This window comes from Streptomyces venezuelae, assembly GCF_008642375.1.
GTDB lineage: Bacteria > Actinomycetota > Actinomycetes > Streptomycetales > Streptomycetaceae > Streptomyces > Streptomyces venezuelae_G.
Window position 1 is genome coordinate 2,097,761 of the sequence record NZ_CP029194.1, and the last position, 23,562, is coordinate 2,121,322.

A 23,562-nucleotide genomic window follows, 5' to 3' on the forward strand; every position below is an offset into this window, starting at 1 on the left:
CGTTCAGAAGTTGGGGTCCGGGTCCCCGGCGGTCGAGCCGCCCGTGCCCGTACTGCGTGCTGTTCCGCTGTCGCCTGTTCCGCCGCCGGGTCCGGCGTCGGTCGTCATGGGGTCGCCGGTTCCGGCGCCGGAGCGGCCGGACCGTCGGGGCCGTCCGAACCGGCGCGGCCGCGGAACGCGGCCTTCCTGTGCGGTACGCGTACGGGACCCGGTGCCGTCGCCCGTACGCGCCCCGCTTCCGTCACCCGTACCGAATCCGGAGCCGTCGTCGTCCGTACCGAAGCCGTCGGCCGTACGGAAGCCGGTGGCCGCGCCCGGGCCGTGACCGGCCCCGTATCCGTATCCGTATGCCGAGTCGGTGTCGGTGTCGGTGTCGGTGCCGTACCCGGAGCCGTATCCGCTGTCGGAGCCGGCGCGGCCCGTCCTGCCGCCACGGCCCCTGACTCCGCCCCCGCCCCGTACGACGAGTTCGTACGCGCCGAGGCCGGCCGGCTCGCCCGGCCGCAGGGGCACCTGCGCTCCGCCCCGGGGGCGCAGCAGCAGCTGGCCGGTGCCCGTGCGGCGCAGTACGTGGGCGGAGGACGAGGAGCCGTCGCGGGCGCGGCGGAGGGTGGCCGGCGCGCCGCCCCCGTCGTCGATCGCGAAGGGGAAGGACCCGCGGACGCTCTGGCCCCGGCGGACGGTGAGCGAGTCGAGGACGCGCCCGTCCTCGCGGAGTTCGAGCGTGACCCCGGTGAGGTCGCGGCGGCGGTTCCGGGCCACCACCTGCGCGACGAGGAGTGCGGCGAGGACGGCGAGGCCCGCCGCTCCGCCGACGACGAGCTTCCACCAGCGGTCCCACCAGGTCGGCGGGGCCACGACGAGGACGTCGAGGAAGTCGGCGTCGACGACGCGGTCGTCGTCGCCGGTGTCCACGACCGCGATCCGGCCGCCCAGCTCACCGAGGGGCGTGCCGCCGCCGAGGCGCACCGTGAAGGGGATGCGGGTGCTTCCGCCCGGCGGCGCGGTGACGGTCGCCGGGGAGACGGAGAGTTCGGCCCCGGGCGTCGGGTTCTCGACGGCGAGCCGCAGGACGCGCGGTCCGGAGTCGTTGTTGGTGACGTCGAGGGTGCCGCGGACGGTGCCCCCGGGGTGCGCGGTCGCCCGGTCGAAGGCGAGTCCGGCGGTGAGGAGCGGTGTGCCCTGGGTGATGCGGGCGTTCAGCGGGCGCAGGTCGGAGGTGACGCCGGGCGCCGACATGCGGGTCGTGAAGCGGAGGTCGCCGGTGGCGCCCGCGGGCACGGTGAGCGAGCCGGTGAACCGGACGTCGTCCGCCCTGCGGTCGGGGGCCTTCCCGTCGTCGGCGAGCCGGAACGTCACGGGGGCGAAGCCCGCGCCGCGCAGTTCGGCCGTGACCGCGAGCCCCGCGAGCTGCCGGGGGTCGGTGATGGTCACCCCGCGCCGGGTCTGCATCCGTACGGCCACGGTGACCTGCTCGCCGGGGCGCGGGGAGGCCGGGTCCAGGGTGACGTCGGAACTGAGCCTGCCCTGCCAGATGGCACGGACGACGACCTCGCGGTCGCGGTGGCCCTCCGGCGCCTCGATGTGCACGCGCCAGCGGCCCGGCAGCGGGTTCTTCACGCGGAGCGCCTCGACCGGCCCGTCCTGTCCGCCGACCTCGAAGGTGGAGCCGTCGAACTCGCCCCGGGTGGGGACCGGGCGGTTCGCCGGGTCGTAGTAGGTGACGCGGACCTTCGGGTCGTGCTTGGAGACCGTGAGGGAGCCGTCGGTGGCGATGGGCGGGATGACGACCGTCAGGTCGGCGGGCGGCTTGCCCGCGGTGCCGTGCGAGATCCGCGCGCAGCGGGCGGCGGCGAAGGTCTCCTGGAGCGCCTTGTCGAGGTCGGCGGAGCTCGCGACGATCCGCATGTGGGGGGCGGAGCCCGGCACGGCGGAGCACGTGCCCCGGTAGCCGCCCTCGGCCATGGCCGTGAGGGCGGCGCGGTCGATCCCGGTGCCGAAGCCGAGGGGCCAGATCTGGACGCCGGCCGCCCTGGCACGGGCGAGTTCCTCCTTGAGCCGCCGCTCGCCGTTGGAGCGGCGGCTGGCGGGATCCCTGCCGTACTCGGGGCTGTCGGAGACGTCGAGCTTGCCATCGGTCAGGAGGAAGACGACCTTGTGCTTGGCGGAGGCCTGCGCGGCCGCGCCGCCGGTGCCGCTCTTCTGGGTGAGGCGGGTGACGGCCTGGCGAATGGCCGCCGGGAAGTCGGTGCCCGGTCCCATCCGGGCCGCGTCGCGCTTGTCGAGGAGCTGGACGCAGTCGCTGAGCCGCTCACGGCCCGCCGCGTCGGCGACGGTGAGCTCGCAGACCTCGCGTACGGGCGACTGGCCGGGCTTCTCCGAGCTGCCGAAGCCGATGACGGTCGCCCGTGAGCGCTCCGATATCTCGCCCTGGCTGAGCAGTCCCGCCGCCTCCGTCTCGCGCGCGAGGTCCTTGTCGGCCAGGCTCTTCGACTGGTCGACGACGACGGCGAAGTCGATCGGTTCGGGTCCCTCGCCCGGCTCGGCGGCCGCTTGGGATCCGCGCGGCGCGCCGGGGGTTCCGGCGGTCGCGAGCGGGCCGGTGAGCGCGAGCAGCGCACCGGCGAGGAGCAGGGCGCTCCCCTTGTTCGTCCAACGCATCGTCACTCTCACCACAGTTCGCTGAGGAGGGCCAGGAGGGCGCCGAGCGCCAGCGCGGACACGCCCAGGCGCAGCCACCGGTACTTCGCCGCGAGCACGAGCCCGTGCACGCTGGCCTGTTCGAGGAGCCAGCCGGTGGCGTCCGCGCCGGGCGGGGCGAGCCGCTCGCGCAGTTCGCCTTCGGAGGGCCCGGCCGCCAGGTCGCGCAGGAGCGTGCGCTCCGCCCCTATCCGGGTGCGGGGCAGGACCACCGACACGAGCATCAGGACCCCCGCGGTCCACAACGCCCCGGCCACGAGCAGGAGGCCGAGCCCGACGCCGGCCGTGGGCATCGGGGCGCGGTCGCCGGAGAACACGACGGCGAGGAAGGCGAGGGCGCCGGAGAGGAGGATCGCGGCCTTGGTGTCGGCCCGCCCGATGTCCTCGCGGACGGTGGCGAGCAGCCGCTCGGCCATGAACCGCAGCTCTTCGGGTGCCACCGGGGCGGCCGTGGAGTCCGCTCGGGGCGGGGCCGGCGCGGGGTCGTGAGCCGGCGCGGGGTCGTGAGCCGGCGTGCGGTCCGGGGTCGGCGTGGGGGCCGTGCGGTCCGGGGTCGTCACTCGTCCTCCCAGTCGTCGAACTCCTCGCTGTGCCGCCCGGGGCGCACGGGCCCGGAGGACCGCCGGGCCCGGTCGGTGCCCTCGCGGTCGTACGGATCGTCGCGGTCGAACCGGTCGTACGAGTCGTACCGGTCCCGGTCGGCGTCCCGCCGGGCGGAGCCCCGCTCGCGGTCCTCGTTCCGGTACCCGTCGCCGTCCCTGCCCCGGTCTCTGTCCCTGTCCCTGTCGCGGTACTCCCCCCGCTCCCGGTCGGATCCGGACTCGACGCGGGTCGGTTCGTAGACCCGCCGGTCGTGCGGGGACTCGTCGTGCTCCGTGCGTTCCGGGCGCTCCGTGCGGTCCGTGTGTTCCGCCCTCTCCGGGTGCTCGTCGCCCCAGTCCGGCCGGACCGGCTCCGGATTCCCCTCCTCCAGGGCGCGCCGCGCACGGGCGCCCCCCGATCCGCCCGAGGGGTTGAGCACGTGGTCGGTGATCCCGCCGACGACGGTGCTGGTCTGGGTCCGCAGGTACATCAGGACCTGGTACATCTGCTCGCCGATGTCGTGCCGTTCCAGGACACCGGTGTCGAGGAGCCGGTTGAAGACCGCGAGGTAGTCCTCCTGGCCCTCGCGCCGCTCCCGCTGGAGCTGTGTCCTGATCTCCCACTGCTTGTCGGGGTGCATCGCCATGTGGTGGGCGATCTGGGCCAGGTCGCCTCGTCGGAAGAGGGCCTCGATCTCCCGGGCCCGGTCGGCGATCCGGGCCCGTTCGGCGGCGTCCTTGCGGCGCTCCGCCTCGGCCTCGCGCGCGTCGGCCTCCATCGTCACGCCGACCCGGTCCCGCCGGTAGACCTCGGCCTTCACCAGGTCGTCGAGGTCGATGAAGACATGGACGCGGGTCTTCAGACCGATGTCGCGGCCGAGGACGAAGCGTCCGGCGTTCAGCTCGTCCCGCACCGCCTCGTCGGCGCGCTGCGCCTCGGTGATCCGGAACCTCCGGGACAGCCGCCGCAGCCGGTCGAGCAGCTCGTCGTGCAGCAGCTCGGCGACGTCCTCGACCTGTTCCTGGACGACGAGGTGCGGATCGGTGACCACCCACTGGACCCGGGCGACGGCCTCGAAGAAGACACCGTCCCCGGCGGCGGGCAGCTGGAGCCGGAACTCCGTGACGTTGCGGCCGAGCTGGACCTCGAAGACGGTGTACGGGGAGCCGAGCAGCGGCTTGTTGACGTCCTCGTTGCGATCCGGCCAGGCCACGCGGTGCCCGCCGTTGCGGTAGAGGAGCACGGCGGCCACCCGGCCGCTCCGGCGGCGGTACGGGGGCGCGTACTCACGCAGGAGCGGTCCGCGCGGCCGGCCGTAGGCCTCCGGGCTCCCCTGCTCCCTCACCCGTCCTCCGCCTCGCGCGCCGTCCCGCGCCGCGTCCCGTACGTCGTCCCAGGCCTCGTCGCGCCCCCCGTCCCGGTCCCTGTACTCCCTGTCCTGGCCACTGCCCCGCTCCGCGTCCCGTTCCCTGCCCTCAGGCACCCGCGCGCCTCCCTGCTCCTGTTCACGCCCCGGCTCCCGCCGCCGGTCCCGGTCACCGTCGCGGTACCGCTCGCGGTCGCCGTACCGCTCCCGGTCGCCGTACCTCTCCCCGCCCCGGGCCTCGCGCCGAGCGTCGTCACCCTGTCCCTGGCGTTCCCGCTCGTACCCCTGCCCCTGCCGTGCCCTGTCGTCCCGCGCTCGCCCGGGCGACTCCTCGTACCGCTGCCGGGCCCGGCCGTCCGGTACCCGTCCGTCCGGTGCCCGCTCGTCCCACCGCGCCCGCTCGTCCGGCCGCGCGCGCCTGTTCTGCTCGGGCCCGCTCATCGGTTCGCTCCTTCCGTCACGGCGTCCCACATGCGGCGCGCCGCGCCTCTGTCCAGGGGCCGGTCGCGGTCCCGGACCAATTCGTTGAGCAGACCCCTGAGCCGGTCGCGGTCGCGGCGGTCCACGGCGAGGAGCGGCAGGAAGCGGCAGACGTGGCCGAGCGCCTCCTCGTCCTTGGCCGCCCGCCGGAGCAGACCGCCGAGGGCCTCCAGGGCCGCCGCCCCCGCGCGGGCCGTGGCGAGCGTGGTCCGCAGCAGCCGGGCCAGCTCGGGTGCGAGTCCCGGCCGGGTGGCGAGCAGCGCGACGAGCAGCGGGCGGGCCGCGTGCGGGTCGAGTTCGGGCACGTCCCGCAGTCCCCACAGGTGGGTGGTCCGGGTGCTCAGTGCGCGGATGACGGCGAGATGGACCACGTTGGCGAGGGTGAGCCGCCCGTCGTCGAGCCAGTGGTGGAGCCGTCGCAGCACGGTCTCGGGCTCGCCGGAGGCGAGCAGCCGGGCCACGCTGAACGCGGCGAGCACCAGCACCTCGCTGTCGGAGGCCTCGTGGGACCTGACGACCCGGGCAAGGGCGTCGAGCGAGCCGGACACTCCCCCGGCGGCCAGGACGTAGCCGTGGGTCAGCAGGGCGGTCCCGACGAGTGTGGAGTCCGCGGACACCGCCCAGTCCTTGAGGACGGAGGCGACGGCCGGCCTGACCCGGGGGTCGCGGGCGGACTCGGCGAGCGCGGTCGCGGCGGCCAGCCGGGCGACGGGCACGTCCGTCACGGCGAGGGGGACGATCAGTTCGCGGAAGCCGTGGATCCAGTCCCAGGAGCAGAGCACTCCGGCGGCGACGGAGGCCCGCACCCACACCTCCGCGCGCGGGTCGTCGCAGAGAGCCCGCAGCCAACGGGCGATCGGGCCACGGGCGTTGTGGTAGCCGTGCCAGACCTCTCCGAGGACGGCGCCGGCGAGGGCCTCGCCCTGGAAGCGGACGGCGCGCGCCGGCACCTTCGCCGGACCGAGGTCCAGCTCGCCGTCCTCCAGGACGGCGCGTGCCCGCATCGGGCGGTGCTCGGCGCGCGTGCCGAACAGGCGCCTTCCCGGGGCGTGTTCGGGGTCGAGGGCGACGGCGAGCTCCCAGGCGAGGAGTTCGGCGGCCTCGGCGGCGAGGCTGTAGGCGGAGCCGTCGAAGACGGCGACGGAGATGCGGAACGCTCCGGTGTTCAGGGCGGGGAGTGCCTCGGGGAGCGTGCCGGGCCGGTCGGCGCCGGAGAACCACTCGCGGGCCTGGGAGGCCACGAAGGTCGCGCATTCGCCGAGGAGTTGTTCGTCCGTGGCCTCGCCGCGCCAGTGGCGGGCGAGGTGGTCGGCGAAGCGGGCGGCCTCGCGCGGGCGCAGCTCCTCCAGGCCGACGGCCCTGACGACGTCGGGGCGCTCGGAGAGTTCCCACGCGGCGGCGAGGGCCTCGGGCGGCTCGCCGCGCAGCCGGACCCTCAGGTGGCGCCGGAGGACCTCGTCGGCGGGCGGCGGCGCGCAGGGCATCCCGTACCGGCCGCGCAGGATCCGGTCGGCGAGCTCGCCGCTCTCGGCGAGGACGATGCCATAGGCGTCACGGCCGCGCAGCAGATCCCCGAAGCGGTCCAGGTGCAGTTCGGAGAGACGGGTGGCGGGCCGGCGCGCGGAGTCGGCGCCCTCGCCCCGGCCGGAGCGGGCGTGCCGTGACTCGCTCTCCGTCCTGACGTCCTCGGTGAGCAGCTCCATGAGGTGGCCGCAGCGTTCCTGGAGGGCCTCCTCGGTGATCTCGTCGACGCCGTGGCGCGGGTCGAGGCGGAAGACGTTGCCTCCGGTGAGTTCGTCGAGGAGGGCGAGCGCGGTGGCCTTGCGGCCGCTGCCGGGCTCGCCGCAGAGGACGAGGACCCGGTGGTCGCGGAGCCGTTGCTTCATCTCCTGGTAGCCGGCGATCTCGCAGTACACCTGCCCGAGTTCGGTGAGCGTCTCGGTCGGTACGGGTCCCCGGACGAAGCGCGCCGAGTGGTCGGAGCCGAACACGTTGAAGAACTGGTTGCCCTCGAAGAGGGTGCCGTCGCCGAGGAAGGTGGTGTGACGGTCGCCCTCGGCGGCGGCCCAGGTCCGCAGGGCCCGGCGCGCGGTGGCGGCGCCTCCGGTGTCGCCGTCGCCGCCGAGGGGGCTCCGGTCGGCGGACGCGAAGACGCTCACCTCGCGCGGCTGCTCCCCGGCGCCTTCGCCCCGGTCGGCGCCGCCGGGCCGCTCGCCGGAGCGGTCACCGGCGCGGTCGCCCTCCCGGTCGCCACCCCGCCCGGAGCCCCGGTCCGCGCCCCGCCCGGAGCCCCTGCCCCCTCCCCGGTCGTCCGAGCCGCGGCCCCCGTCCTGCGCGTCGCGTGAGTCGTGCGAGTGGTGCGAGTCGTGTGCGTCGTGTGCGTCGTGCGACGAGGCGCCGTCGTCGCGGTCGTCGCTCACTCCCGCTCACCCGCCCCCGTGTCCTTGCGGATGCCGGTGAACCCGCCGTGGATGGTGTTGCCGTGGACGTCGAGCAGGTCTCCCCCGACGTGGTACGTGCGGTTCCCCCCGCCGGTTCGGGGCGTTGGGCCGTCCCCCCGCGACGGCCCAACGCCGGCTCCTGAACCCACCCCGGGCACCCGCCGCCCCGAGTCCGCGTCCCCCGGCGCGGCTTCCCGCTCGGGCCCGATCAGCGGCGGCGCGGCACGCCGCGGCACATGGAACCAGGCGGCCTCGTCGGTCTCCTTCGACCGGATCCGGGCCCGCCGGTAGTGGTCCGGTTCCACGTACCGCCCGCCCTCGGCGACCACGTTCCCGTACAGCCAGTCGGAGACCACGACGAGCAGGTCGACGTCGGGGGCCTCCGCCATGATCCGCTTGGCCGTGGGGCTGTCGCATAGCCGGGCGGCGAGGTCCACCGCCCGTCCGACGAGCCCGTGCCGGTCCTGGACCACGGGCCCGGCGTTCATGCCGATCCGCAGGCGCAGTCGCGGACTCCGGCCCGTGTTGTGGGTGCGGAGGCTCTCGTACAGGGTGTCGATCCACCGTCCGACCATGAGCCGCGGCGGCATGTCGGGGCGCAGGGCGGCGAGGATGCCGTCCCCCCGGTCCTCCTGGTGGTAGGTGCCGGGCTCGACCCCGACGGAGGCGTAGGCCTCGTCGAACGCCGCGTACATCGCCGTGCGGTGCAGTTCCTTCTCGGCCATGTTCAGGGTGCCGGATCCGCAGATGTCGCCGAAGACGACGAACCGGTGGATCCCGCCGGAGGAGGCCTCGCGGCGCGAAACCGCCTCCTCGTACGCCCCGTTCACTCCCGCACTGCTCACTCGGACTCCCTGTTGGATGCCGTGGTGCCGTTGGTGCCGTGATGGTGTTGGTGCCGTGGTGGTGTTGGTGCCGTGGTGGTGTGATGTCCAGCGTGGCCGCGCCGTGCGACCTGCGATGTAGCCGTTTACACATCCGGCGGAGATTCGTCCGCCTGTTCCGCGCGGGGGCGTGCGCGCCCCTCGGCGAGCAGCACGAGGACCCGCATGTCGATGACGATGACGGTGCGGTTCGCGGTCCGGACGACGTCCTGTTCCCGCAGCAGGCGCAGCGCCTTGGCCACCGCTTCCCGGGTGGCTCCGATGGCGGCCGCCAGGTCGTGCTGGGGCAGCGGGAGTTGCAGGACGGTCCCGGTGTCGGCCGGTCGGCCCGCGCGCTCCGCCAGTTCGACGAGGCGGGCGGCGAGGCGCTGGAGGACCGTCTCGGAGGCGAGCGCGCGGCGTTCGACGTCGGCGCTGCGCAGCCGGGTGGCGAGCTGGCGCATGATCAGCGAGGTGGCGTGCGGCCGGGCGGCGAGGAAGCGCCGGAAGCGGTCGCCGGAGACGGCCACGGCCTCGACCGCGCCGAGCGCGGTGACGGTGGCGCTGCGCGGGCGGAGGTCGACGGCGGCGAGGTCGCCGACGACCTCGCCGGCGCCGCGCAGGGCGAGGATGAGCCGGGAGCCGCGCTCGGTGCCGACGGAGACGACGGACCAGCCGGAGAGCAGCGCGAGGACGTAGGCGGTGGTGTCGTGCTCGCGGATCATCACCTCCCCGGGCTCGTAGGAGCGGTGGGCGCCCTCGGCGATGAGGGAGCGGCGGTCGGCCGCCGGAAGGGCGTGCAGAAAGGAGCGGTCCTGCCCGAAGAGACTCATCACCCGCTCACCCCCGTACCGTTCCGCGACCCCTCGGAGAAGGCCGCCCGCCGGTCGTCGACCGGCACCGCTCGCGCGTGTGTTCACACCTCATGTGGCGCACCCCGCCACATTGTTGACGCTGTGTCACCTCGTGGGGTGAAGAACGCTAGAGGTGCGGAACGACAACGTCAACGAGCACGGGGGGCGCAGGGGAGCGCCGTTCACGGCACCCCTGCGCCCCCCGTCGGAGCTGCACGGAAGAATCACGGAACCGCCGGGGAAGCGGCCCGGATTCCCCGGATCAGAGCCTCGGGTCGACCGGCTCCGACTCCAGTGCGAGGACCGCGAAGACGGCCTCGTGGACCCGCCAGAGCGGTTCGCCGTCGGCGAGCCGGTCCAGCGCCTCCAGGCCGAGCGCGTACTCGCGCAGGGCCAGCGAGCGCTTGTGGCCGAGGAAGCGCTGCCGCAGCCGCTCCAGGTTCTCCGGGCGGGTGTACTCGGGGCCGTAGATGATCCGCAGGTACTCCCGGCCGCGCACCTTCACACCCGGCTGCCCGAGGCGCCCCTTGGCGTCGCGGACGAGCGCGGCCAGGGGCTTGACGACCATCCCCTCGCCGCCGGCTCCGGTCAGCTCCAGCCACCAGTCGGTGCCCGCGCGGACCGAGGCCTCGTCGCCGGTGTCGACGACGAGCCTGCGGGTGACCTGGAGCAGCCCGGTCGGGTCGTGCTCCACGAGCCGGTCGAGCCAGGCCAGCTGCTGGTCGTGCGGGACGGCCGCGAGCGAGCGGCCGCGCGCCGCGAGGAGCTGGAAGGGCGCGAACCGCACGCCCTCCAGGCCCTGCGTCGGCCAGCAGTACCTGCGGTACGCCTCGGTGAACGCGGCCGCGTCCACCTCCCGCTCCCGCTGCTTGGCGAGAAGTCCGTCGAGGCCCTCGACGCCGCGCGCCACCGCGCTCCGGAGGGCTTCGACCGCCCCGGGGAGGACCGCGGCCGAGGCTGCGCCGACCGCCGCGTACTGCGAGCGGAGCAGCCCGGCCGACTTGAGCGACCACGGCATCAGCTCGCCGTCGAGGAGGAGCCAGTCGCCCGCGCCGGAGGTGCTGTCCGGCGCAGCGAGCTCGTCCCACAGCCCGGCGGCGTCGATCGCGGTCCGCAGCCGGTCGAGGACCTGCTCGGTGACGGTCCGGTCGTCGAAGAACGGGCGGCCGGTACGGGTGTACAGGGCGCCGGTCACCCCGGTGACGCCGAAGCGCTCCTGGGCCGCCTTCTCGTCCCGGCAGACCAGGGCCACGGCCCGCGAGCCCATGTGCTTCTCCTCGCACACGACCCTCTCGACGCCGTCCGCCCGGTACTGGGCGAAGGCCTCTGCCGGGTGTTCCAGGTACCCCTCGGTGCGCGAGGTGGCGGTCGGTGCCATGGTCGGCGGCAGGTAGGCGAGCAGCCGCGGGTCGACGGCGAAGCGGCTCATGACCTCCAGGGCCGCCGCCGCGTTCTCCTCGCGCACGGCGACGTTGCCGAGGTGCCGGGTCTCCACGATCCGTCGGCCGTGCACGTCGGCCAGGTCCAGCGGGCGTCCCTCGTGCCCGCCGGGCGCCTCGGTCGCGAGCGGCCGGGCCGGCTCGTACCAGACCTGCTCGGCCGGTACGTCGACGAGTTCGCGCTCCGGCCAGCGCAGCGCGGTCATCTTCCCGCCGAAGACGGCCCCCGTGTCGAGGCAGATGGTGTTGTTGATCCAGGAGGTGTTCGGTACGGGCGTGTGGCCGTACACGACGGCGGCCCGGCCCCGGTAGTCCTCCGCCCACGGGTAGCGCACCGGCAGCCCGAACTCGTCGGTCTCCCCGGTGGTGTCCCCGTACAGCGCGTGCGAGCGCACCCGGCCGGAGGTGCGGCCGTGGTACTTCTCCGGCAGCCCGGCGTGGCAGACGACGAGGGCGCCGCCGTCGAGGACGTAGTGGCTGACGAGCCCGTCGATGAACTCGGCGACCTGGGCGCGGAACTCCTCGCTCTCGCCCTCCAGCTGCTCGATCGTCTCGGCGAGTCCGTGGGTCTGCTGGACCTTCCTGCCCTTCAGCCAGCGGCCGAGCTTGTTCTCGTGGTTGCCGGGGACGCACAGGGCGTCGCCGGAGGCGACCATGGCCATGACGCGCCGCAGGACGCCCGGCGAGTCGGGGCCCCGGTCGACGAGGTCGCCGACGAAGACCGCCGTGCGCCCCTCCGGGTGGTGGCCGTCCACATAGCCGAGCCGCGCGAGGAGGGTGTCGAGCTCGGACCGGCAGCCGTGGATGTCACCGATGATGTCGAAGGGGCCGGTGAGGTGCCGCAGGTCGTTGAAGCGGCGCTCCAGGACGACCTCGGCCTCCTCGACCTCCTCCACCGAACGCAGGACGTGCACCTTGCGGAAGCCCTCGCGCTCCAGTCCGCGCAGCGAGCGGCGCAGCTCGCGGCGGTGGCGCTGGATGACGTGCGCGGGCATGTCGGCGCGGTCGGGACGGCCGGCGTTCCGCGTGCGGCACACCTCCTCGGGCAGGTCGAGCACGATGGCGATGGGCAGCACGTCGTGCTCCCGGGCCAGCCTGACCAGCTGGCGGCGGGCCTCCGGCTGCACGTTGGTGGCGTCGACGACGGTCAGCCGTCCCGCCGCGAGCCGCTTGCCGGCGATGTAGTGGAGGACGTCGAAGGCGTCCTTGCTCGCGGACTGGTCGTTCTCGTCGTCGGCGACGAGCCCCCGGCAGAAGTCGGAGGAGACGATCTCGGTCGGCTTGAAGTGGCGCCGCGCGAAGGTCGACTTGCCGGAGCCGGTGGCACCGACGAGGACCACGAGGGACAGGTCGGTGACAGGCAGCGTGCGGGTGGTCATGCCGCGACCTCCTTCAAGGTCTCGTCGGTCTCGTCGGTCTTGTCCGTCCGGGTGAAGACGGCCATCTGCGTCGGCGGCCCGACCTCGGGGTCGTCGGGTCCGACGGGAACGAACTCCACGCCGTACCCGTACGGTCCGGCGACTCCCGCCGCCCACTCCCGGAACTCCTCCCGGGTCCATTCGAAGCGGTGGTCGTTGTGCCGGACGTGTCCGGCGGGCAGCGACTCCCAGCGCACGTTGTACTCGACGTTCGGCGTGGTCACGAGGACCGTACGGGGCCGGGCCGCGCCGAACACCGCGTACTCGAGCGCCGGCAGCCGCGGCAGGTCCAGGTGCTCGATCACCTCGCTGAGCACGGCCGCGTCGTAGCCGGCGAGCCGCTTGTCGGTGTACGCGAGCGAGCCCTGGAGCAGCGTGACCCGGGCGGCCTGCCGCTCCCCCATCCGGTCGAGCCGCAGCCGGCGGGCGGCGACGGTCAGCGCCCGGACGGACACGTCCACGCCGACGATCTCGGTGAACCGGACGTCCTTGAGCAGGGCCTGCACCAACTGGCCCTGTCCGCACCCGAGATCGAGCACGCGGGCCGCGCCGGCGCTGTGGAGCGCGGCGAGGATCGCGTCCCGGCGCTGCTCGGCGAGCGGCACCGGCCGCTCCTCCGTGTCGGTGGCCTCGTCCACGGCGTTGTCGACGTCCTCGACGTCGAGCCCCTCGGCCTCGGCGAGCCGCACCAGCTCAAGGCGCTCCGTCGCCTCACGGGCCAGGCCCCAGCGACGCGAGAGGTAGCGCTCGGTGATCAGCTTCCGCTCCGGGTGGCCGGCCAGCCAGCCGTCCCCGGCGCGCAGCAGCTTGTCGACCTCGTCGGGCGCGACCCAGTAGTGCTTGGCGTCGTCGAGGACGGGCAGCAGGACGTACAGCTGGTTGAGCGCGTCGGCGAGCCGCAGCTCGCCTTCGAGCACCAGGCGCACGTACCGGGAGGCGCCCCACTCGGGGAACTCCGCGTCCAGCGCGACCGGTTCGGCCTCCACCGCGCTCCAGCCGAGCGGCTCGAAAAGGGCGCGCACGAGGCCGGCGCCGCCCCTGGCGGGGAGCGCGGGGACCTCGATCCGCAGCGGCAGCGGAGCGGCGGCCCGCTCGGGCATCGCCTGGCACACGCCGTGCAGCGCGGTCTTGAAGACCTTGGCGAGCGCCACGGCAAGCAGCGAGGACGCCGCGTAGGGCCGGTCGTTCACGTACTGCGCGAGCGCGGCGTCGGGGGCGCCGCCCCGGCCCTTGCCCTTGCCGCGGCGCACCAGCGCCACGGGATCCACCTCCAGGAGGAGTGCCGCGGTGCACCGCTCGGCGCTCGCCTCGGGGTAGAGGACGTGCGCAGTGCCGTGCGAGGTCGAGAACGCCTGTGCCCGCTCGGGATGCTTGTGCAGCAGAAATCCGAGATCGGTCGCGGGTCGCTCCGGGGTGCCGGTTGTACTGATCGTCAGGAACACACGCTCGAGTATGAGCGTGCCCCGCCCGCCCCACCAGGCAATTTCGACGCACCCGCCGCCCGTCGGCTACTCGGGCGACTCACCCGCCCCACCGGCGAGCGCCTCGGCCAGCTCGGCGACGAGCGACGGACCGACGCGGCAGCAGCCACCGATCAGCCGGGCCCCGGCCCCCGCCCAGGCGGTGGCCCGGGGCGGGTCGAAGGTGCCGTCGCCACGCCAGCCCCGGGCGACGGCGTCCCACCGCTCCCCGCTGTTCGGGTAGACCACGGACGGTTTCCCGGTCACGGCGACGGCGAGCTCCACGGCGGACCCCACCCCCTCCGGGTCACAGCAGTTGATGCCCACGGCCACGACCTGGTCGTTCCCGGCGGCGACCGCGAAGGCCTCCGCCAACTCCTGCCCGGCCCTGGTCCGCCCGCCGTCGACCGTGTACGAGAGCCACACCGGCACCCCGCACCCGTCGACCGCCCGCAGCAGCGCCTCCGCCTCCTCCGCGTCCGGCACCGTCTCCAGGGCCAGGACGTCGGGCCCGGCCTCGGCGAGCACGTCGATCCGGGGCCGGTGGAACCGCTCGAGCTCCCGCACGGACAGCCCGTACCGTCCCCGGTACTCGCTCCCGTCCGCGAGCATCGCGCCGTACGGCCCGACGGACGCCGCGACCCAGACATCCGCCCCGACCCGCTCCGCCGCCTCCCTGGCGAGCTCCACGCTCCGGCCGAGGAGCCGCGCCGCCCCGGCCCGGCCCACACCCCGCCGGGCGAAGCCCTCGAAGGTGGCCTGGTAGGAGGCGGTGGTGACCACCCGGGCACCGGCCCGTACGTACGCCGCGTGCGCCGCCTCGATCTGCTCGGGCCCGTCGGCGAGGAGGCGCGCGGACCAGAGCGCGTCCGAGAGGTCGCAGCCCTGCGCCTCCAGCTGGTTGGACAGCCCGCCGTCGAGGACGAGCGGCCCCTCCCGGAGGGCCTCGGCGAGCGTACGGACCGGTTTCATCGTCTCGCCCCGCTCATCCCAGCTGCGACTGGACCCGCGCGGAGATCAGCTCCAGGTGGTCCAGGTCGTCGAGGTCGAGGACCTGGAGGTAGACCCGGGAGGAGCCGATGGCCGCGTACCGCCCGATCTTGTCGACGACCTCGGCGGGCGAACCCGCGAGACCGTTCGCCTTGAGCTCGTCCACGTCCCGCCCGATCGCGGCGGCCCGGCGGGCCACCTCCGCGTCGTTCTTGCCGACACAGACGACCAGCGCGTTGGAGTACACGAGGTCACCGGCCTGCCGCCCCGCCGCCTCCGCCGCCGCCCGGACCCGGCCGAACTGCCGCTCGCTGTCCTCCAGCGAGGCGAACGGGATGTTGAACTCGTCCGCGTACCGCGCGGCCAGCCTCGGCGTACGGCTCGCACCGTGCCCGCCGATCAGCACCGGGATCCTGTCCTGCGCGGGCTTCGGCAGCGCGGGCGAGTCGGTGAGGCGGTAGTACTCCCCCTCGTACGAGAACGTCTTGCCGAGCTCGGTCTCCCACAGGCCGGTGACGATCGCCAGCTGCTCCTCCAGCCGGCCGAACTTCTCCTTCGGGAACGGAATGCCGTAGGCCTTGTGCTCCTCCTCGAACCAGCCCGCGCCGAGGCCCAGTTCGACCCGTCCGCCGGACATCCGGTCGACCTGCGCGACCTGGATGGCCAGGACTCCCGGGAGCCGGAACGTACCGGCGGTCATCAGGGTGCCGAGACGGATCCGCTTCGTCTCCCGGGCCAGACCGGCGAGGGTGATCCAGGCGTCCGTCGGCCCGGGAAGCCCGTCGGACGAGCCCATGCTGAGGTAGTGGTCCGAGCGGAAGAAGGCGTCAAAGCCGAGCTCCTCGGTGGCCCGGGCCACCGTGAGGAGGGTGTCGTAGTCGGCCCCCTGCTGGGGTTCGGTGAAGATGCGGAGATCCATACCTCCATCCTGCACCGTCGGGTGCGTGTCAACCTCTCCGTCAGCTCGCGGGCGGCTCCGTCCCGGTCGGGTGAATATCCGGCCCGTGGCGGGCCGCGTCCTACCTGGCCAGTGACCGTGGCCGGGGACCCGTCGTTGGCTCGGGCGGAGCCGGACCGCCCGGCCCGCGTGCCGGCGGCCGCTGCCGGTGCGTCGCTCTCTCTCGTGTCCCCGCCGCCGTCGGCGGGGTCCGGGCCGAGGAGGCCGCCATGTCCCAGGAAGCCGCGCCGGAGCGGGCCGTGCCCGAGCAGTCCGCGCCGCCGTCCGTGCCCGAGCAGAAGGACGCCGATGCCCCCAAGGGCCTGCTCCAGCAGATGGAGGAGCTGATGGCGGCGCTCTCCGCCGACCTCTCCCAGCTCGACGCCGACATCCAGTCCACGGCCGAACGCCTGGACCCGGAGCCCCCGCACCCCGGCGCCGACCGGCCGAACGCCGAGGGCGACCACTCCGAGCACGATGGCTCCGCTCACCAGCGGACCGACCGCCGCGGTCCCGAGAGCGGCCAGGGACCCGAGCACCACGACACCGAGCACCACGGCACCGAGCACCGCGAGGGCTCCGGCCACGGGCGCGATCACCACCCGTCCCTCGGCGATCCGCGACCCCTCTACTAGCGCCACCGAGACCGCCGCACCGCCCCCGGCCGATCGCCGTCCGCCGTTCACGCCGGACGCGGCCCGGGGCCCGCCCGGCCTCGGGCCGGGTCGGGCGGGCGGGCCCGCTCCCGGTCGTCGCGCACCGCGAGCCGCCGGAGCATCCCGCCCACTCTGTCGCTCGACTCGTCGACCGCGTCGATGGCCTCGATGCACTGCCAGTAGAGCCCCTCCTCGTCGGTGGCACAGGCCACCCCGACGAGCGCGATCCCCACCTCCCCGAGCAGCGCCCCGAGCGCCGTCAGCGCCGCGACCGGATCGCCGACCTCGGTCAACTGCGCCGCACGCGGCCCACCGGCCCCCCACGCCGGGTACTCCCCGATCTCGCTCAGCCCCCGTGCCTCGCCGCGCAGTTCCAGCGGCCCGCAGAGCGCGAGATGACTTCCTATCGCCTGGGCGAGCGCCTGCGCCTGCCAGGCCTCCGCCACGATGTCCTGTGCTGTCCCGCTCCCCGCCAACGCGTGCCGCCCGGCCGCGATGAGCCGCTCTGCTTCCATCAACGCCGCCCCCGTTCCTACGACTTACCGCCCACTCATTCCACTACCCAGAGTGAGGCCGACTGAGCCCCGACACCAGGGGAATTCGGAAATCTGTGGACAGTAGGCTCGATGGGGAAAAGTCGATCACTCCGAAGAGTGACGATCCCCCGTCTCGGCCCCGCCGGCATCCCCTCCGTCCCGCCGTCGGGCGGGAAATCGGACCTCGTTCCTGTCGATCTTCGCCGCGAGCGCCACCAGCGGATCGACCCCGAGCACCTCGCAGAACTGCAGCAGATAGGCGAGCACGTCGGCCACCTCGTCCGCGACGCGATGCGCCGACTCGGGGTCCTCCATCACCCGTTCCGCCTGCTCAGGGGTCAACCACTGGAAGATCTCCAGGAGTTCGGACGCCTCCACGCTGAGCGCCGCCGCCAGGTTCTTGGGCGTGTGGTACGGCTGCCAGTCACGGGCGGCCGCGAACTCGGCCAGCCTGCGCTGGAGCGCCGCCATGTCGTGGCGCATCTCGTCATGGCGCACCACGTCACCGCCGCCGGCCTCACTCTTGTCCGTCGACTCACCGCCCACACCCACGCCCCCGTCCACGCCGCTCACGCCGCTCACGCCGTCCACGCCGTCCACGCCGTCCACGCCGTCCACGCCGTCCACGCCGTCCACCGTCTCGCACTCCGTCCTCTTCTCCGTCACACGCCCAGGTCTACCACCGTCACCCCGGACGTCCTCCGCGCCTCCCCCACCCCTCGCTCCCCTACCGTCCCGGCGACCCGGATGTGCCCGTCGGCGGCGATGGCCACGGCGAGGCCGAGCAGTTCGCGCAGCTGGCGCCCGTCGAGCCCCCGGTCCAGGCCGTCGGCGAGCAGGGTCAGGCTCTGCATGGCGTCCGGCACCTCGGCGATCCGGTCCATCGCGAGCACTCCTGGACCCGTGAGCAGCGTGAGCGCCAGGGCCAGGTAGCGCAGTTCGCCGTCGGCGAGGCGGCCGAGCGGGGTCGCGGACCGGCCGCCCCTTTCGAGGACGGCGCGGACGGTGCCGTCGGGGAGTTCCCGCACGCCGAGCCCCGTGACCGGTCCCGCGCAGCCGGCACCCGCCATGGCCGCGAGGCGGTGGTGTCTGCGCGGGCAGTCCGTGTGGGTGCGGTGCAGGACCTCTGCGAGGTTGGCACAGTCGCGCCGCAGCCGCCCTTCGCCGGGGAGGACGGAGGACCGCATCCCTGAGGGCCGCGGGTCGCAGGGGAAGGCGGACCGCAGCCCGATGACCAGTTGCTCGGCGGCGGCCAGCACCTCCAGCTGTCCGGGCGTCTTGCCGGCGACGCGCAGCGGCAGCAGGGCCGTACCGAGCAGGTCGTCGGGGAGCGGTGCCCGGGTGACGGGGGTGGCGCCGGCGGTGTGCCACTCGGCCTGGACGGTGCTGCGGCTCGGGTCGCGCAGGGCGGTCGCGAGCAGGGTGCGGCCCCGGCCGGTGAGCCGCTCGCCGACGATGCGGAGCCGGGGCTCGGCCTGGACGGCGAGGTCGAGGCGGACCGGGCCGGCCGGGCCGTCGACCGTGCAGCCGATCCGGAATCCACGGCGGCCCTGGGCGTCGGGGCGGGCGCGTTCGGGCACGCAGTCGCCGGCGTCGGGGAAGACCTCGTCGAGGGAGTCGCCCGCGCCGAGCCGGGCCAGGGCCTCGTAGGCCCGGAGCATGGTGGACTTGCCGCTTCCGCTGGGCCCGGCGAAGAGGGTGACCGGCCCGAGCGCGTGGACGGCGCCACGGTGGCCGGCGAACGCGGACAGCCGCAGCTCGGTGACCACCGGCCGGGCGCACGCCCGCCCGCCCTCGCCCCGGCCCCCGCCCCCGCGACCGCCGGAGGGCCGGACTTCGGAAGGACGGACTTCGGAAGACCGGACGTCGGAGGTACGGACTTCGGAGGTGCGGACTTCGGAAGAGGGGGCTCCGGAGGAGCGGGCTTCGGAGGAGCGGGCCTGGGAGGGGACGGCGTCGGAGGAGGGCGCGTGTGACGTGCGGGCGAGCGTGCTGCCGCCGGTGAGGTCCATGCCCGGACCGTACGCAGCCCACTCCGTGACGAACCGTTACGTCCAGATGACCTTCCTACGAACGGGGGACGCCGGCGGTCCGGCCGCCCACGACCTCCTCCCCGTCGCCGCCCTCCGCGCCCTCGACCTCCGTACCGGCGGGGGCAAGAAGGAAAACGTTCCGGTCGACGCGGTGCATCCCGCTGCCGAGGCCGAAGACGACCCCGCTGCTGAAGTCGAGGATGCGCTTGGCCACATCGGCGTCGGCACTCGTCAGATCGAGGAGGACCGGGATCTGGGCGATGAGGTACTCGGCGACCTCACGGGCGTCGGCGAACACCTGGACCCGCAGCACGATCATGCGGCGCTGCTCGGCGGACTCGTACTGCTCGGGGATCGTGCGATGGTCGACCCTGGACGGCCATTCGTCACGGCCGCGCAGGGGCAGGACCTGGGCGAGGCCCTCCCACTGTTCGTCGGTGACGTCGTAGCTCTCGTACCTACTCATGCGCACATCCTCCCGCTCCTCACCCGTTCGGCCCAACAACGACACGAGGTCATGGGCCTCAAGGGAAGCGGGCGGTACTCAGGCGAAGGTCTTCGCCAGTCTGCGCAGGCCTTCCCTGATCTCCTCGGCCGGGTGCGTGGTGAACGACAGCCGCACCGCGCCCGGGTCCGGCTCGCCCGAGAAGAAGGGCGCCCCCGGCACGTACGCCACCTCGTGGCCGACGGCGGTCCTGAGGAGTGCCGTCGCGTCGTGGCCGTCGGGGAGGTTGACCCAGATGAACATGCCGCCCTGCGGCCGGTTCCAGCGGCTGCCTTCGGGCAGGGCGGCCGGCAGGCCTTCGAGCATGGCGTCCCTGCGCTCCTGGTACGCGGCCCGCATCCCCGCGACGTGCGCGTCGAGGTCGCTGTCGCGCAGATAGCGCGCGGCCGCGGCCTGGTCGATGGAGGAGGTGTGCAGGTCGGCGGCCTGCTTCGTGATCACGCACGCGCGGCGCAGTCCGGCGGGGGCGCGCAGGAAGCCGAGCCGGAGCCCCGGGGCCATCACCTTGGAGAAGGAGCCGAGCAGGACGGTCCGGTCGGCGGCCGCGGGGTCGGCGGCGATGCAGGGGACGCGCTCGCCGTCGTAGCGGAGTTCGCCGTACGGGTCGTCCTCGACGATCCAGAATCCGTGCCGCGCGGCGGCTTCGGCGACGGCGGCGCGGCGCTCGGCGGGGAGCGTGCGGCCCGTGGGGTTCTGGAAGGTGGGGATGATGTAGAGGAGGGTGGCCTTCTCGCGTGCCGCGATCTCTTCGAGCGCGGCGGGGATGACGCCCTGGTCGTCGGTGGGTACGGGGACGACCCGGGCGCCGGCGAAAGAGAAGGTCTGGAGGGCCGCGAGGTAGCAGGGGTCCTCGACGAGGACGACACCACCCGGTTCGACGAGGGCCGCCGTGAGGAGGGTGAGGGCCTGCTGCGAGCCGGTGGTGATCAGCAGGTCGTCGGGGTCCGTGGGCAGGTCACGCTCCGTGAGCCGGCCCGCGACGGCGGCGCGCAGCTCCGGGTCGCCCTCGGTGGTCGAGTACTGGAGGGCCTGTCGCGGGATTTCGGCCAGTACGCGGTCGTACGCCGCTCGGATCCCCGCGATGTCGAACAGCTCGGGGGCGGGCAGTCCGCCGGCGAACGAGATCACCTCGGGGCGCGCGGTGAGCGCCAGGATGTCCCGTACCGGCGACGACGCGACACCGGCCAGCCGGGAGGCGGTGGCGGGGACCGGTACGGCCTGGCCGGGCGTACGGGAGGTGGTGGCGGCGTTCGCGGGGGTCGGGGCGGCGGAATGCATGGCGTCAGCATATAGATCACCCGCCGGCTGTCCAGACTTCGCGGAATCCCTCTGGGCAAAGCCGAGTTGGCGCTCTCCCGCATGTCGTCCGACGGCGGGATCGCGCCACCCCGGCCCCGTGTTCAGACGGCCGTGGCCTGCCCGGCGGGCTCGTCGCGGGCGTCGGCCCAGAGGGAGCGGACATGGCCGAGGTGGCGGCGCATGCAGTCCTCGGCGCCCTGGGCGTCACCGGCCAGCACCAGGTCGAGGAGTTCGAGGTGTTCCTCGGCGGAGGAGACGAGCTTGCCCGCCTCGTCCAGGCCGGTGAGGCCGTAGAGGCGGGAGCGCTTGCGGAGGTCTCCGACGGTCTCGACGAGGCGATCGTTTCCGGACAGAGCGAGCAGGGCGAGGTGGAAGCGGCGGTCGGCCTCCAGGTAGCCGATGAGGTCGTGCTCCCTGGCGCGGGAGACGATCTCCTCGGCGACCGGCCGGAGTTCCTCCAGCTCGGCCTTGGTGGCCTTGCGCGTGACGCGGCCGATGGTGGGGACCTCGATGAGGGTCCGCAGTTCGGTGAACTGGTCGAGGTCGCGCTCGCTGACCTCGGTGATGCGGAAGCCCTTGTTGCGTACGGGCTCGACCAGACCCTCGCGGGCGAGGTCGAGCATCGCCTCGCGGACCGGGGTCGCCGAGACACCGAGATCGGCGGCGAGCCCGGGGGCCGAGTAGACCTGGCCGGGGCGGAGTTCACCCGCTATCAGGGCGGCCCGGAGGGCGTGCCCGACCTGGTCGCGGAGCCGCTCCTGCGCCCTCACGAGGCCGTACTGTTTCAGGTCACCCATCGTGCGCCCTCCGAGATGTCACGGAGGAGCATCGTACAATGTCACGTTTCTCCGCCGGCCCGTGCGGGGCAGGCCCGCAGGGCGGGTCAGAGGAGGAACCCGGCGGGGAAGGGGTCGTCGGGGTCGAGGAAGTACTGCGCCGTGCCGGTGATCCAGGCGCGGCCGGTCACCGTGGGAACGACGGCGGGCACGCCGCCCACCTCGGTCTCGCCGACGAGCCGGCCGGTGAACTCCGTACCGATGAAGGACTCGTTGACGAAGTCGGTGTCGAGCGGGAGCTCGCCGCGCGCGTGGAGCTGGGCCATGCGGGCGCTGGTCCCGGTGCCGCAGGGGGAACGGTCGAACCAGCCCGGATGGATGGCCATCGCGTGCCGCGAGCGGGTCGCGTCCGAACCGGGTGCGGCCAGATAGACGTGCTTCACCCCGGCGATGGCCGGGTCCAGGGGGTGGACGGGCCGGTCGGGACCGGAGTTGATCGACTCCATGACGGCGAGTCCTGCGGCGAGGAGGTCGTCCTTGCGGTCGCGGTCGAACGGCAGCCCCAGGGAGTCGAGAGCGACGAAGGCGTAGAAGTTGCCGCCGTAGGCGAGGTCGTAGGTGACGGTGCCGTACCCGGGCACCTCCGTCTTGAGGTCGAGCCCGACGGAGAACGCCGGCACGTTGGTGAGCGTGACCGCCTTCGCGGCGCCGTCCTCGACCTGGACGTCGACGCTGACGAGTCCGGCCGGGGTGTCGAGGCGGACGGTGGTGACCGGCTCGACGACCGGCACCATCCCGGTCTCGACGAGCACGGTCGCGACCCCGATCGTGCCGTGACCGCACATCGGCAGCAGCCCGGACACCTCGATGTACAGCACGCCGTAGTCCGCGTCCGGCCGGGTGGGCGGCTGCAGGATGGCGCCGCTCATCGCGGCGTGACCGCGCGGCTCGAGCATGAGGAGCGTACGGAGGTGGTCCATGTGCTCGATGAAGTGCAGCCGGCGCTCGGCCATCGTGGCGCCGGGAATGACCCCGACACCACCGGTGATCACGCGCGTGGGCATGCCCTCGGTGTGCGAGTCGACGGCATGGAAGACATGGCGCGTGCGCATGAGGTCCCTTTCGGACGGAAGCTGAGGAGCTGAGGAACTGACGTACGGATGTACGGAGGTACGGAGGTACGGAGGTACGGAGGTACGGAGGTACGGAGGTACGGAGGTACGGAGGAGCTTGAGGAACTCGGGCAGGAGCTCAGAGGGTCAGGAGCTCACGCGTGCCCCTCGGCGAGGGCCTTCTCCGTGGCGGCGCGCACGACCGCGTCCTGCTCGGGCGTCAGCGCCATGCGGGGCGGGCGGGTGGCTCCGCCGTGGCGTCCGGCGAGGTCCATGGAGAGCTTGATCGCCTGGACGAACTCGACCTTGGAGTCCCAGCGCAGCAGCGGGTGGAGCGACTTGTAGAGCGGGAGCGCGACGGCGAGGTCGCCGGCGACGGCGGCCCGGTAGAGCGTGGCGCAGCTGCGGGGCAGGGCGTTCGGGTAGCCGGCGATCCAGCCGACCGCGCCGGCGAGCGCCAGCTCCAGGAGGACGTCGTCGGCGCCGATCAGGAGGTCCAGCTCCGGGGCGAGTTCGGCGATCTCGTACGCCCTGCGGACGTCGCCGCTGAACTCCTTGACCGCCACGATGCTTCCGTCGCGGTGCAGGCGCGCGAGCAGGTCGGGGGTGAGGTCGACCTTGGTGTCGAGGGGGTTGTTGTACGCGACGACGGGCAGGCCGGCGGCAGCGACCTCTGCGTAGTGGGCGCGTACGGCCCGCTCGTCGGCGCGGTAGGAGTTGGGCGGCAGGAGCAGGACCGACCCGGCCCCGGCCTCGGCGGCCTGCTCGGCCCAGCGGCGCGACTCGGCGCTCCCGTAGGCGGAGACGCCGGGCATGACCCGCGCCCCGTCGCCCGCGGCCTCGACGGCGGTACGGACGACCCGGCCGCGCTCCTCGTCGGTCAGGGTCGGGTACTCACCGAGGGAGCCGTTCGGGACGACCCCGTCACACCCGTTGGCGATCAGCCAGGCCACGTGCTCCGCGTACGCGTCGAGGTCGACGGAACGGTCGTCGCGCAGGGGGAGGGCGGTGGCGACCATGATGCCGTGCCAGGGGTGGGCACGGTGCGCCGGGGCATGCTCGTGGGTCATGGAGGAACTCCCTTGTATGGTGTGTGACATTTTACCGATCGTCGG

At 73.9% G+C, this 23,562-nt stretch carries 19 protein-coding genes; 1 reads left to right on the top strand and 18 read right to left on the bottom strand.

Annotation, left to right across the window (positions count from 1 at the left end):
- Positions 1 to 3 precede the first annotated feature (3 nt).
- From DEJ46_RS09305 to DEJ46_RS09350, 10 genes are all read right to left on the bottom strand, one after another.
- The gene (locus tag DEJ46_RS09305) at positions 4 to 2,661 is read right to left on the bottom strand and encodes a VWA domain-containing protein (RefSeq protein ID WP_223834574.1); all 2,658 of its coding nucleotides are present in this window, start codon (positions 2,659 to 2,661) and stop codon (positions 4 to 6) included.
- A gap of 8 nt (positions 2,662 to 2,669) precedes the next feature.
- Positions 2,670 to 3,260 (bottom strand): Pycsar system effector family protein, encoded by a 591-nt coding sequence (locus tag DEJ46_RS09310; protein WP_223834575.1) that lies wholly within the window; start codon positions 3,258 to 3,260, stop codon positions 2,670 to 2,672.
- Positions 3,257 to 5,089: a hypothetical protein gene (locus DEJ46_RS09315; RefSeq protein ID WP_150265127.1), complete on the bottom strand. Its 1,833-nt coding sequence runs from the start codon at positions 5,087 to 5,089 to the stop codon at positions 3,257 to 3,259. Before DEJ46_RS09315 ends, DEJ46_RS09310 begins: the two co-directional genes overlap by 4 nt.
- Positions 5,086 to 7,548 carry a hypothetical protein gene (locus tag DEJ46_RS09320; protein ID WP_150265129.1) on the bottom strand — a complete coding sequence of 821 codons (2,463 nt, stop codon included), beginning with the start codon at positions 7,546 to 7,548 and terminating at the stop codon, positions 5,086 to 5,088. The genes DEJ46_RS09315 and DEJ46_RS09320 overlap by 4 nt, the downstream gene beginning before the upstream one ends.
- The gene (locus tag DEJ46_RS09325; RefSeq protein ID WP_223834576.1) at positions 7,545 to 8,414 is read right to left on the bottom strand and encodes a hypothetical protein; all 870 of its coding nucleotides are present in this window, start codon (positions 8,412 to 8,414) and stop codon (positions 7,545 to 7,547) included. The genes DEJ46_RS09320 and DEJ46_RS09325 overlap by 4 nt, the downstream gene beginning before the upstream one ends.
- A 125-nt stretch (positions 8,415 to 8,539) precedes the next feature.
- Positions 8,540 to 9,265: a Crp/Fnr family transcriptional regulator gene (locus tag DEJ46_RS09330; RefSeq protein WP_150265130.1), complete on the bottom strand. Its 726-nt coding sequence runs from the start codon at positions 9,263 to 9,265 to the stop codon at positions 8,540 to 8,542.
- Positions 9,266 to 9,548: 283 nt separating this feature from the next.
- Positions 9,549 to 12,104, bottom strand: coding sequence for a polynucleotide kinase-phosphatase (locus tag DEJ46_RS09335; RefSeq protein ID WP_150265132.1), 2,556 nt, complete (start codon positions 12,102 to 12,104; stop codon positions 9,549 to 9,551).
- Entirely contained in the window at positions 12,101 to 13,585 is a 1,485-nt protein-coding gene (locus DEJ46_RS09340; protein WP_150265134.1) for a 3' terminal RNA ribose 2'-O-methyltransferase Hen1, read from the bottom strand. Before DEJ46_RS09340 ends, DEJ46_RS09335 begins: the two co-directional genes overlap by 4 nt.
- 66 nt (positions 13,586 to 13,651) lie before the next feature.
- The gene (mmuM, locus tag DEJ46_RS09345; protein WP_150265136.1) at positions 13,652 to 14,575 is read right to left on the bottom strand and encodes a homocysteine S-methyltransferase; all 924 of its coding nucleotides are present in this window, start codon (positions 14,573 to 14,575) and stop codon (positions 13,652 to 13,654) included.
- Between the two features lie 13 nt (positions 14,576 to 14,588).
- Positions 14,589 to 15,512, bottom strand: coding sequence for an LLM class F420-dependent oxidoreductase (locus DEJ46_RS09350; protein WP_150265138.1), 924 nt, complete (start codon positions 15,510 to 15,512; stop codon positions 14,589 to 14,591).
- Between the two features lie 248 nt (positions 15,513 to 15,760).
- Between DEJ46_RS09350 and DEJ46_RS09355 the strand changes: the two genes are divergently transcribed.
- Complete coding sequence (locus DEJ46_RS09355; protein ID WP_150265140.1) at positions 15,761 to 16,165, top strand: hypothetical protein; 405 nt, start codon at positions 15,761 to 15,763, stop codon at positions 16,163 to 16,165.
- Between the two features lie 47 nt (positions 16,166 to 16,212).
- Here DEJ46_RS09355 and DEJ46_RS09360 read toward each other — a convergent pair whose 3' ends face one another.
- The 8 genes from DEJ46_RS09360 to DEJ46_RS09395 all read right to left on the bottom strand — a co-directional run bounded on the left by DEJ46_RS09360 (position 16,213) and on the right by DEJ46_RS09395 (position 23,517).
- Positions 16,213 to 16,701, bottom strand: coding sequence for a DUF6099 family protein (locus DEJ46_RS09360; protein WP_150265142.1), 489 nt, complete (start codon positions 16,699 to 16,701; stop codon positions 16,213 to 16,215).
- Positions 16,702 to 16,827: 126 nt separating this feature from the next.
- A complete protein-coding gene (locus DEJ46_RS09365; RefSeq protein WP_150274261.1) occupies positions 16,828 to 17,205 on the bottom strand; it encodes a nucleotide pyrophosphohydrolase in 378 nt (125 codons plus the stop codon).
- Between the two features lie 179 nt (positions 17,206 to 17,384).
- Positions 17,385 to 18,734, bottom strand: coding sequence for an ATP-binding protein (locus DEJ46_RS09370; protein ID WP_150265144.1), 1,350 nt, complete (start codon positions 18,732 to 18,734; stop codon positions 17,385 to 17,387).
- Between the two features lie 55 nt (positions 18,735 to 18,789).
- A complete protein-coding gene (locus tag DEJ46_RS09375) occupies positions 18,790 to 19,221 on the bottom strand; it encodes a cell division protein SepF (protein WP_150265146.1) in 432 nt (143 codons plus the stop codon).
- A 78-nt stretch (positions 19,222 to 19,299) separates the two neighbouring features.
- The gene (locus DEJ46_RS09380) at positions 19,300 to 20,538 is read right to left on the bottom strand and encodes a PLP-dependent aminotransferase family protein (protein WP_190622520.1); all 1,239 of its coding nucleotides are present in this window, start codon (positions 20,536 to 20,538) and stop codon (positions 19,300 to 19,302) included.
- A 122-nt stretch (positions 20,539 to 20,660) separates the two neighbouring features.
- Positions 20,661 to 21,356, bottom strand: a complete 696-nt coding sequence (locus DEJ46_RS09385) for a GntR family transcriptional regulator (RefSeq protein ID WP_150265148.1) — start codon at positions 21,354 to 21,356, stop codon at positions 20,661 to 20,663.
- Between the two features lie 86 nt (positions 21,357 to 21,442).
- Positions 21,443 to 22,447, bottom strand: a complete 1,005-nt coding sequence (locus tag DEJ46_RS09390) for a proline racemase family protein (RefSeq protein WP_150265150.1) — start codon at positions 22,445 to 22,447, stop codon at positions 21,443 to 21,445.
- A gap of 155 nt (positions 22,448 to 22,602) precedes the next feature.
- Positions 22,603 to 23,517, bottom strand: coding sequence for a dihydrodipicolinate synthase family protein (locus tag DEJ46_RS09395; RefSeq protein ID WP_150265151.1), 915 nt, complete (start codon positions 23,515 to 23,517; stop codon positions 22,603 to 22,605).
- Between the last annotated feature and the right edge of the window lie 45 nt (positions 23,518 to 23,562).

Excerpts from the sequence above, each read along its gene's own strand:
- DEJ46_RS09355 (WP_150265140.1), top strand. The coding sequence starts at position 15,761 with ATGTCCCAGGAAGCCGCGCCGGAGCGGGCCGTGCCCGAGCAGTCCGCG.
- DEJ46_RS09335 (WP_150265132.1), bottom strand. The coding sequence starts at position 12,104 with ATGACCACCCGCACGCTGCCTGTCACCGACCTGTCCCTCGTGGTCCTC.
- DEJ46_RS09370 (WP_150265144.1), bottom strand. The coding sequence starts at position 18,734 with ATGGACCTCACCGGCGGCAGCACGCTCGCCCGCACGTCACACGCGCCC.
- DEJ46_RS09360 (WP_150265142.1), bottom strand. The coding sequence starts at position 16,701 with ATGGAAGCAGAGCGGCTCATCGCGGCCGGGCGGCACGCGTTGGCGGGG.
- mmuM (WP_150265136.1), bottom strand. The coding sequence starts at position 14,575 with ATGAAACCGGTCCGTACGCTCGCCGAGGCCCTCCGGGAGGGGCCGCTC.
- DEJ46_RS09380 (WP_190622520.1), bottom strand. The coding sequence starts at position 20,538 with ATGCATTCCGCCGCCCCGACCCCCGCGAACGCCGCCACCACCTCCCGT.
- DEJ46_RS09385 (WP_150265148.1), bottom strand. The coding sequence starts at position 21,356 with ATGGGTGACCTGAAACAGTACGGCCTCGTGAGGGCGCAGGAGCGGCTC.
- DEJ46_RS09375 (WP_150265146.1), bottom strand. The coding sequence starts at position 19,221 with ATGAGTAGGTACGAGAGCTACGACGTCACCGACGAACAGTGGGAGGGC.
- DEJ46_RS09315 (WP_150265127.1), bottom strand. The coding sequence starts at position 5,089 with ATGAGCGGGCCCGAGCAGAACAGGCGCGCGCGGCCGGACGAGCGGGCG.
- DEJ46_RS09305 (WP_223834574.1), bottom strand. The coding sequence starts at position 2,661 with ATGCGTTGGACGAACAAGGGGAGCGCCCTGCTCCTCGCCGGTGCGCTG.
- DEJ46_RS09395 (WP_150265151.1), bottom strand. The coding sequence starts at position 23,517 with ATGACCCACGAGCATGCCCCGGCGCACCGTGCCCACCCCTGGCACGGC.
- DEJ46_RS09350 (WP_150265138.1), bottom strand. The coding sequence starts at position 15,512 with ATGGATCTCCGCATCTTCACCGAACCCCAGCAGGGGGCCGACTACGAC.
- DEJ46_RS09390 (WP_150265150.1), bottom strand. The coding sequence starts at position 22,447 with ATGCGCACGCGCCATGTCTTCCATGCCGTCGACTCGCACACCGAGGGC.
- DEJ46_RS09330 (WP_150265130.1), bottom strand. The coding sequence starts at position 9,265 with ATGAGTCTCTTCGGGCAGGACCGCTCCTTTCTGCACGCCCTTCCGGCG.
- DEJ46_RS09365 (WP_150274261.1), bottom strand. The coding sequence starts at position 17,205 with ATGCGCCACGACATGGCGGCGCTCCAGCGCAGGCTGGCCGAGTTCGCG.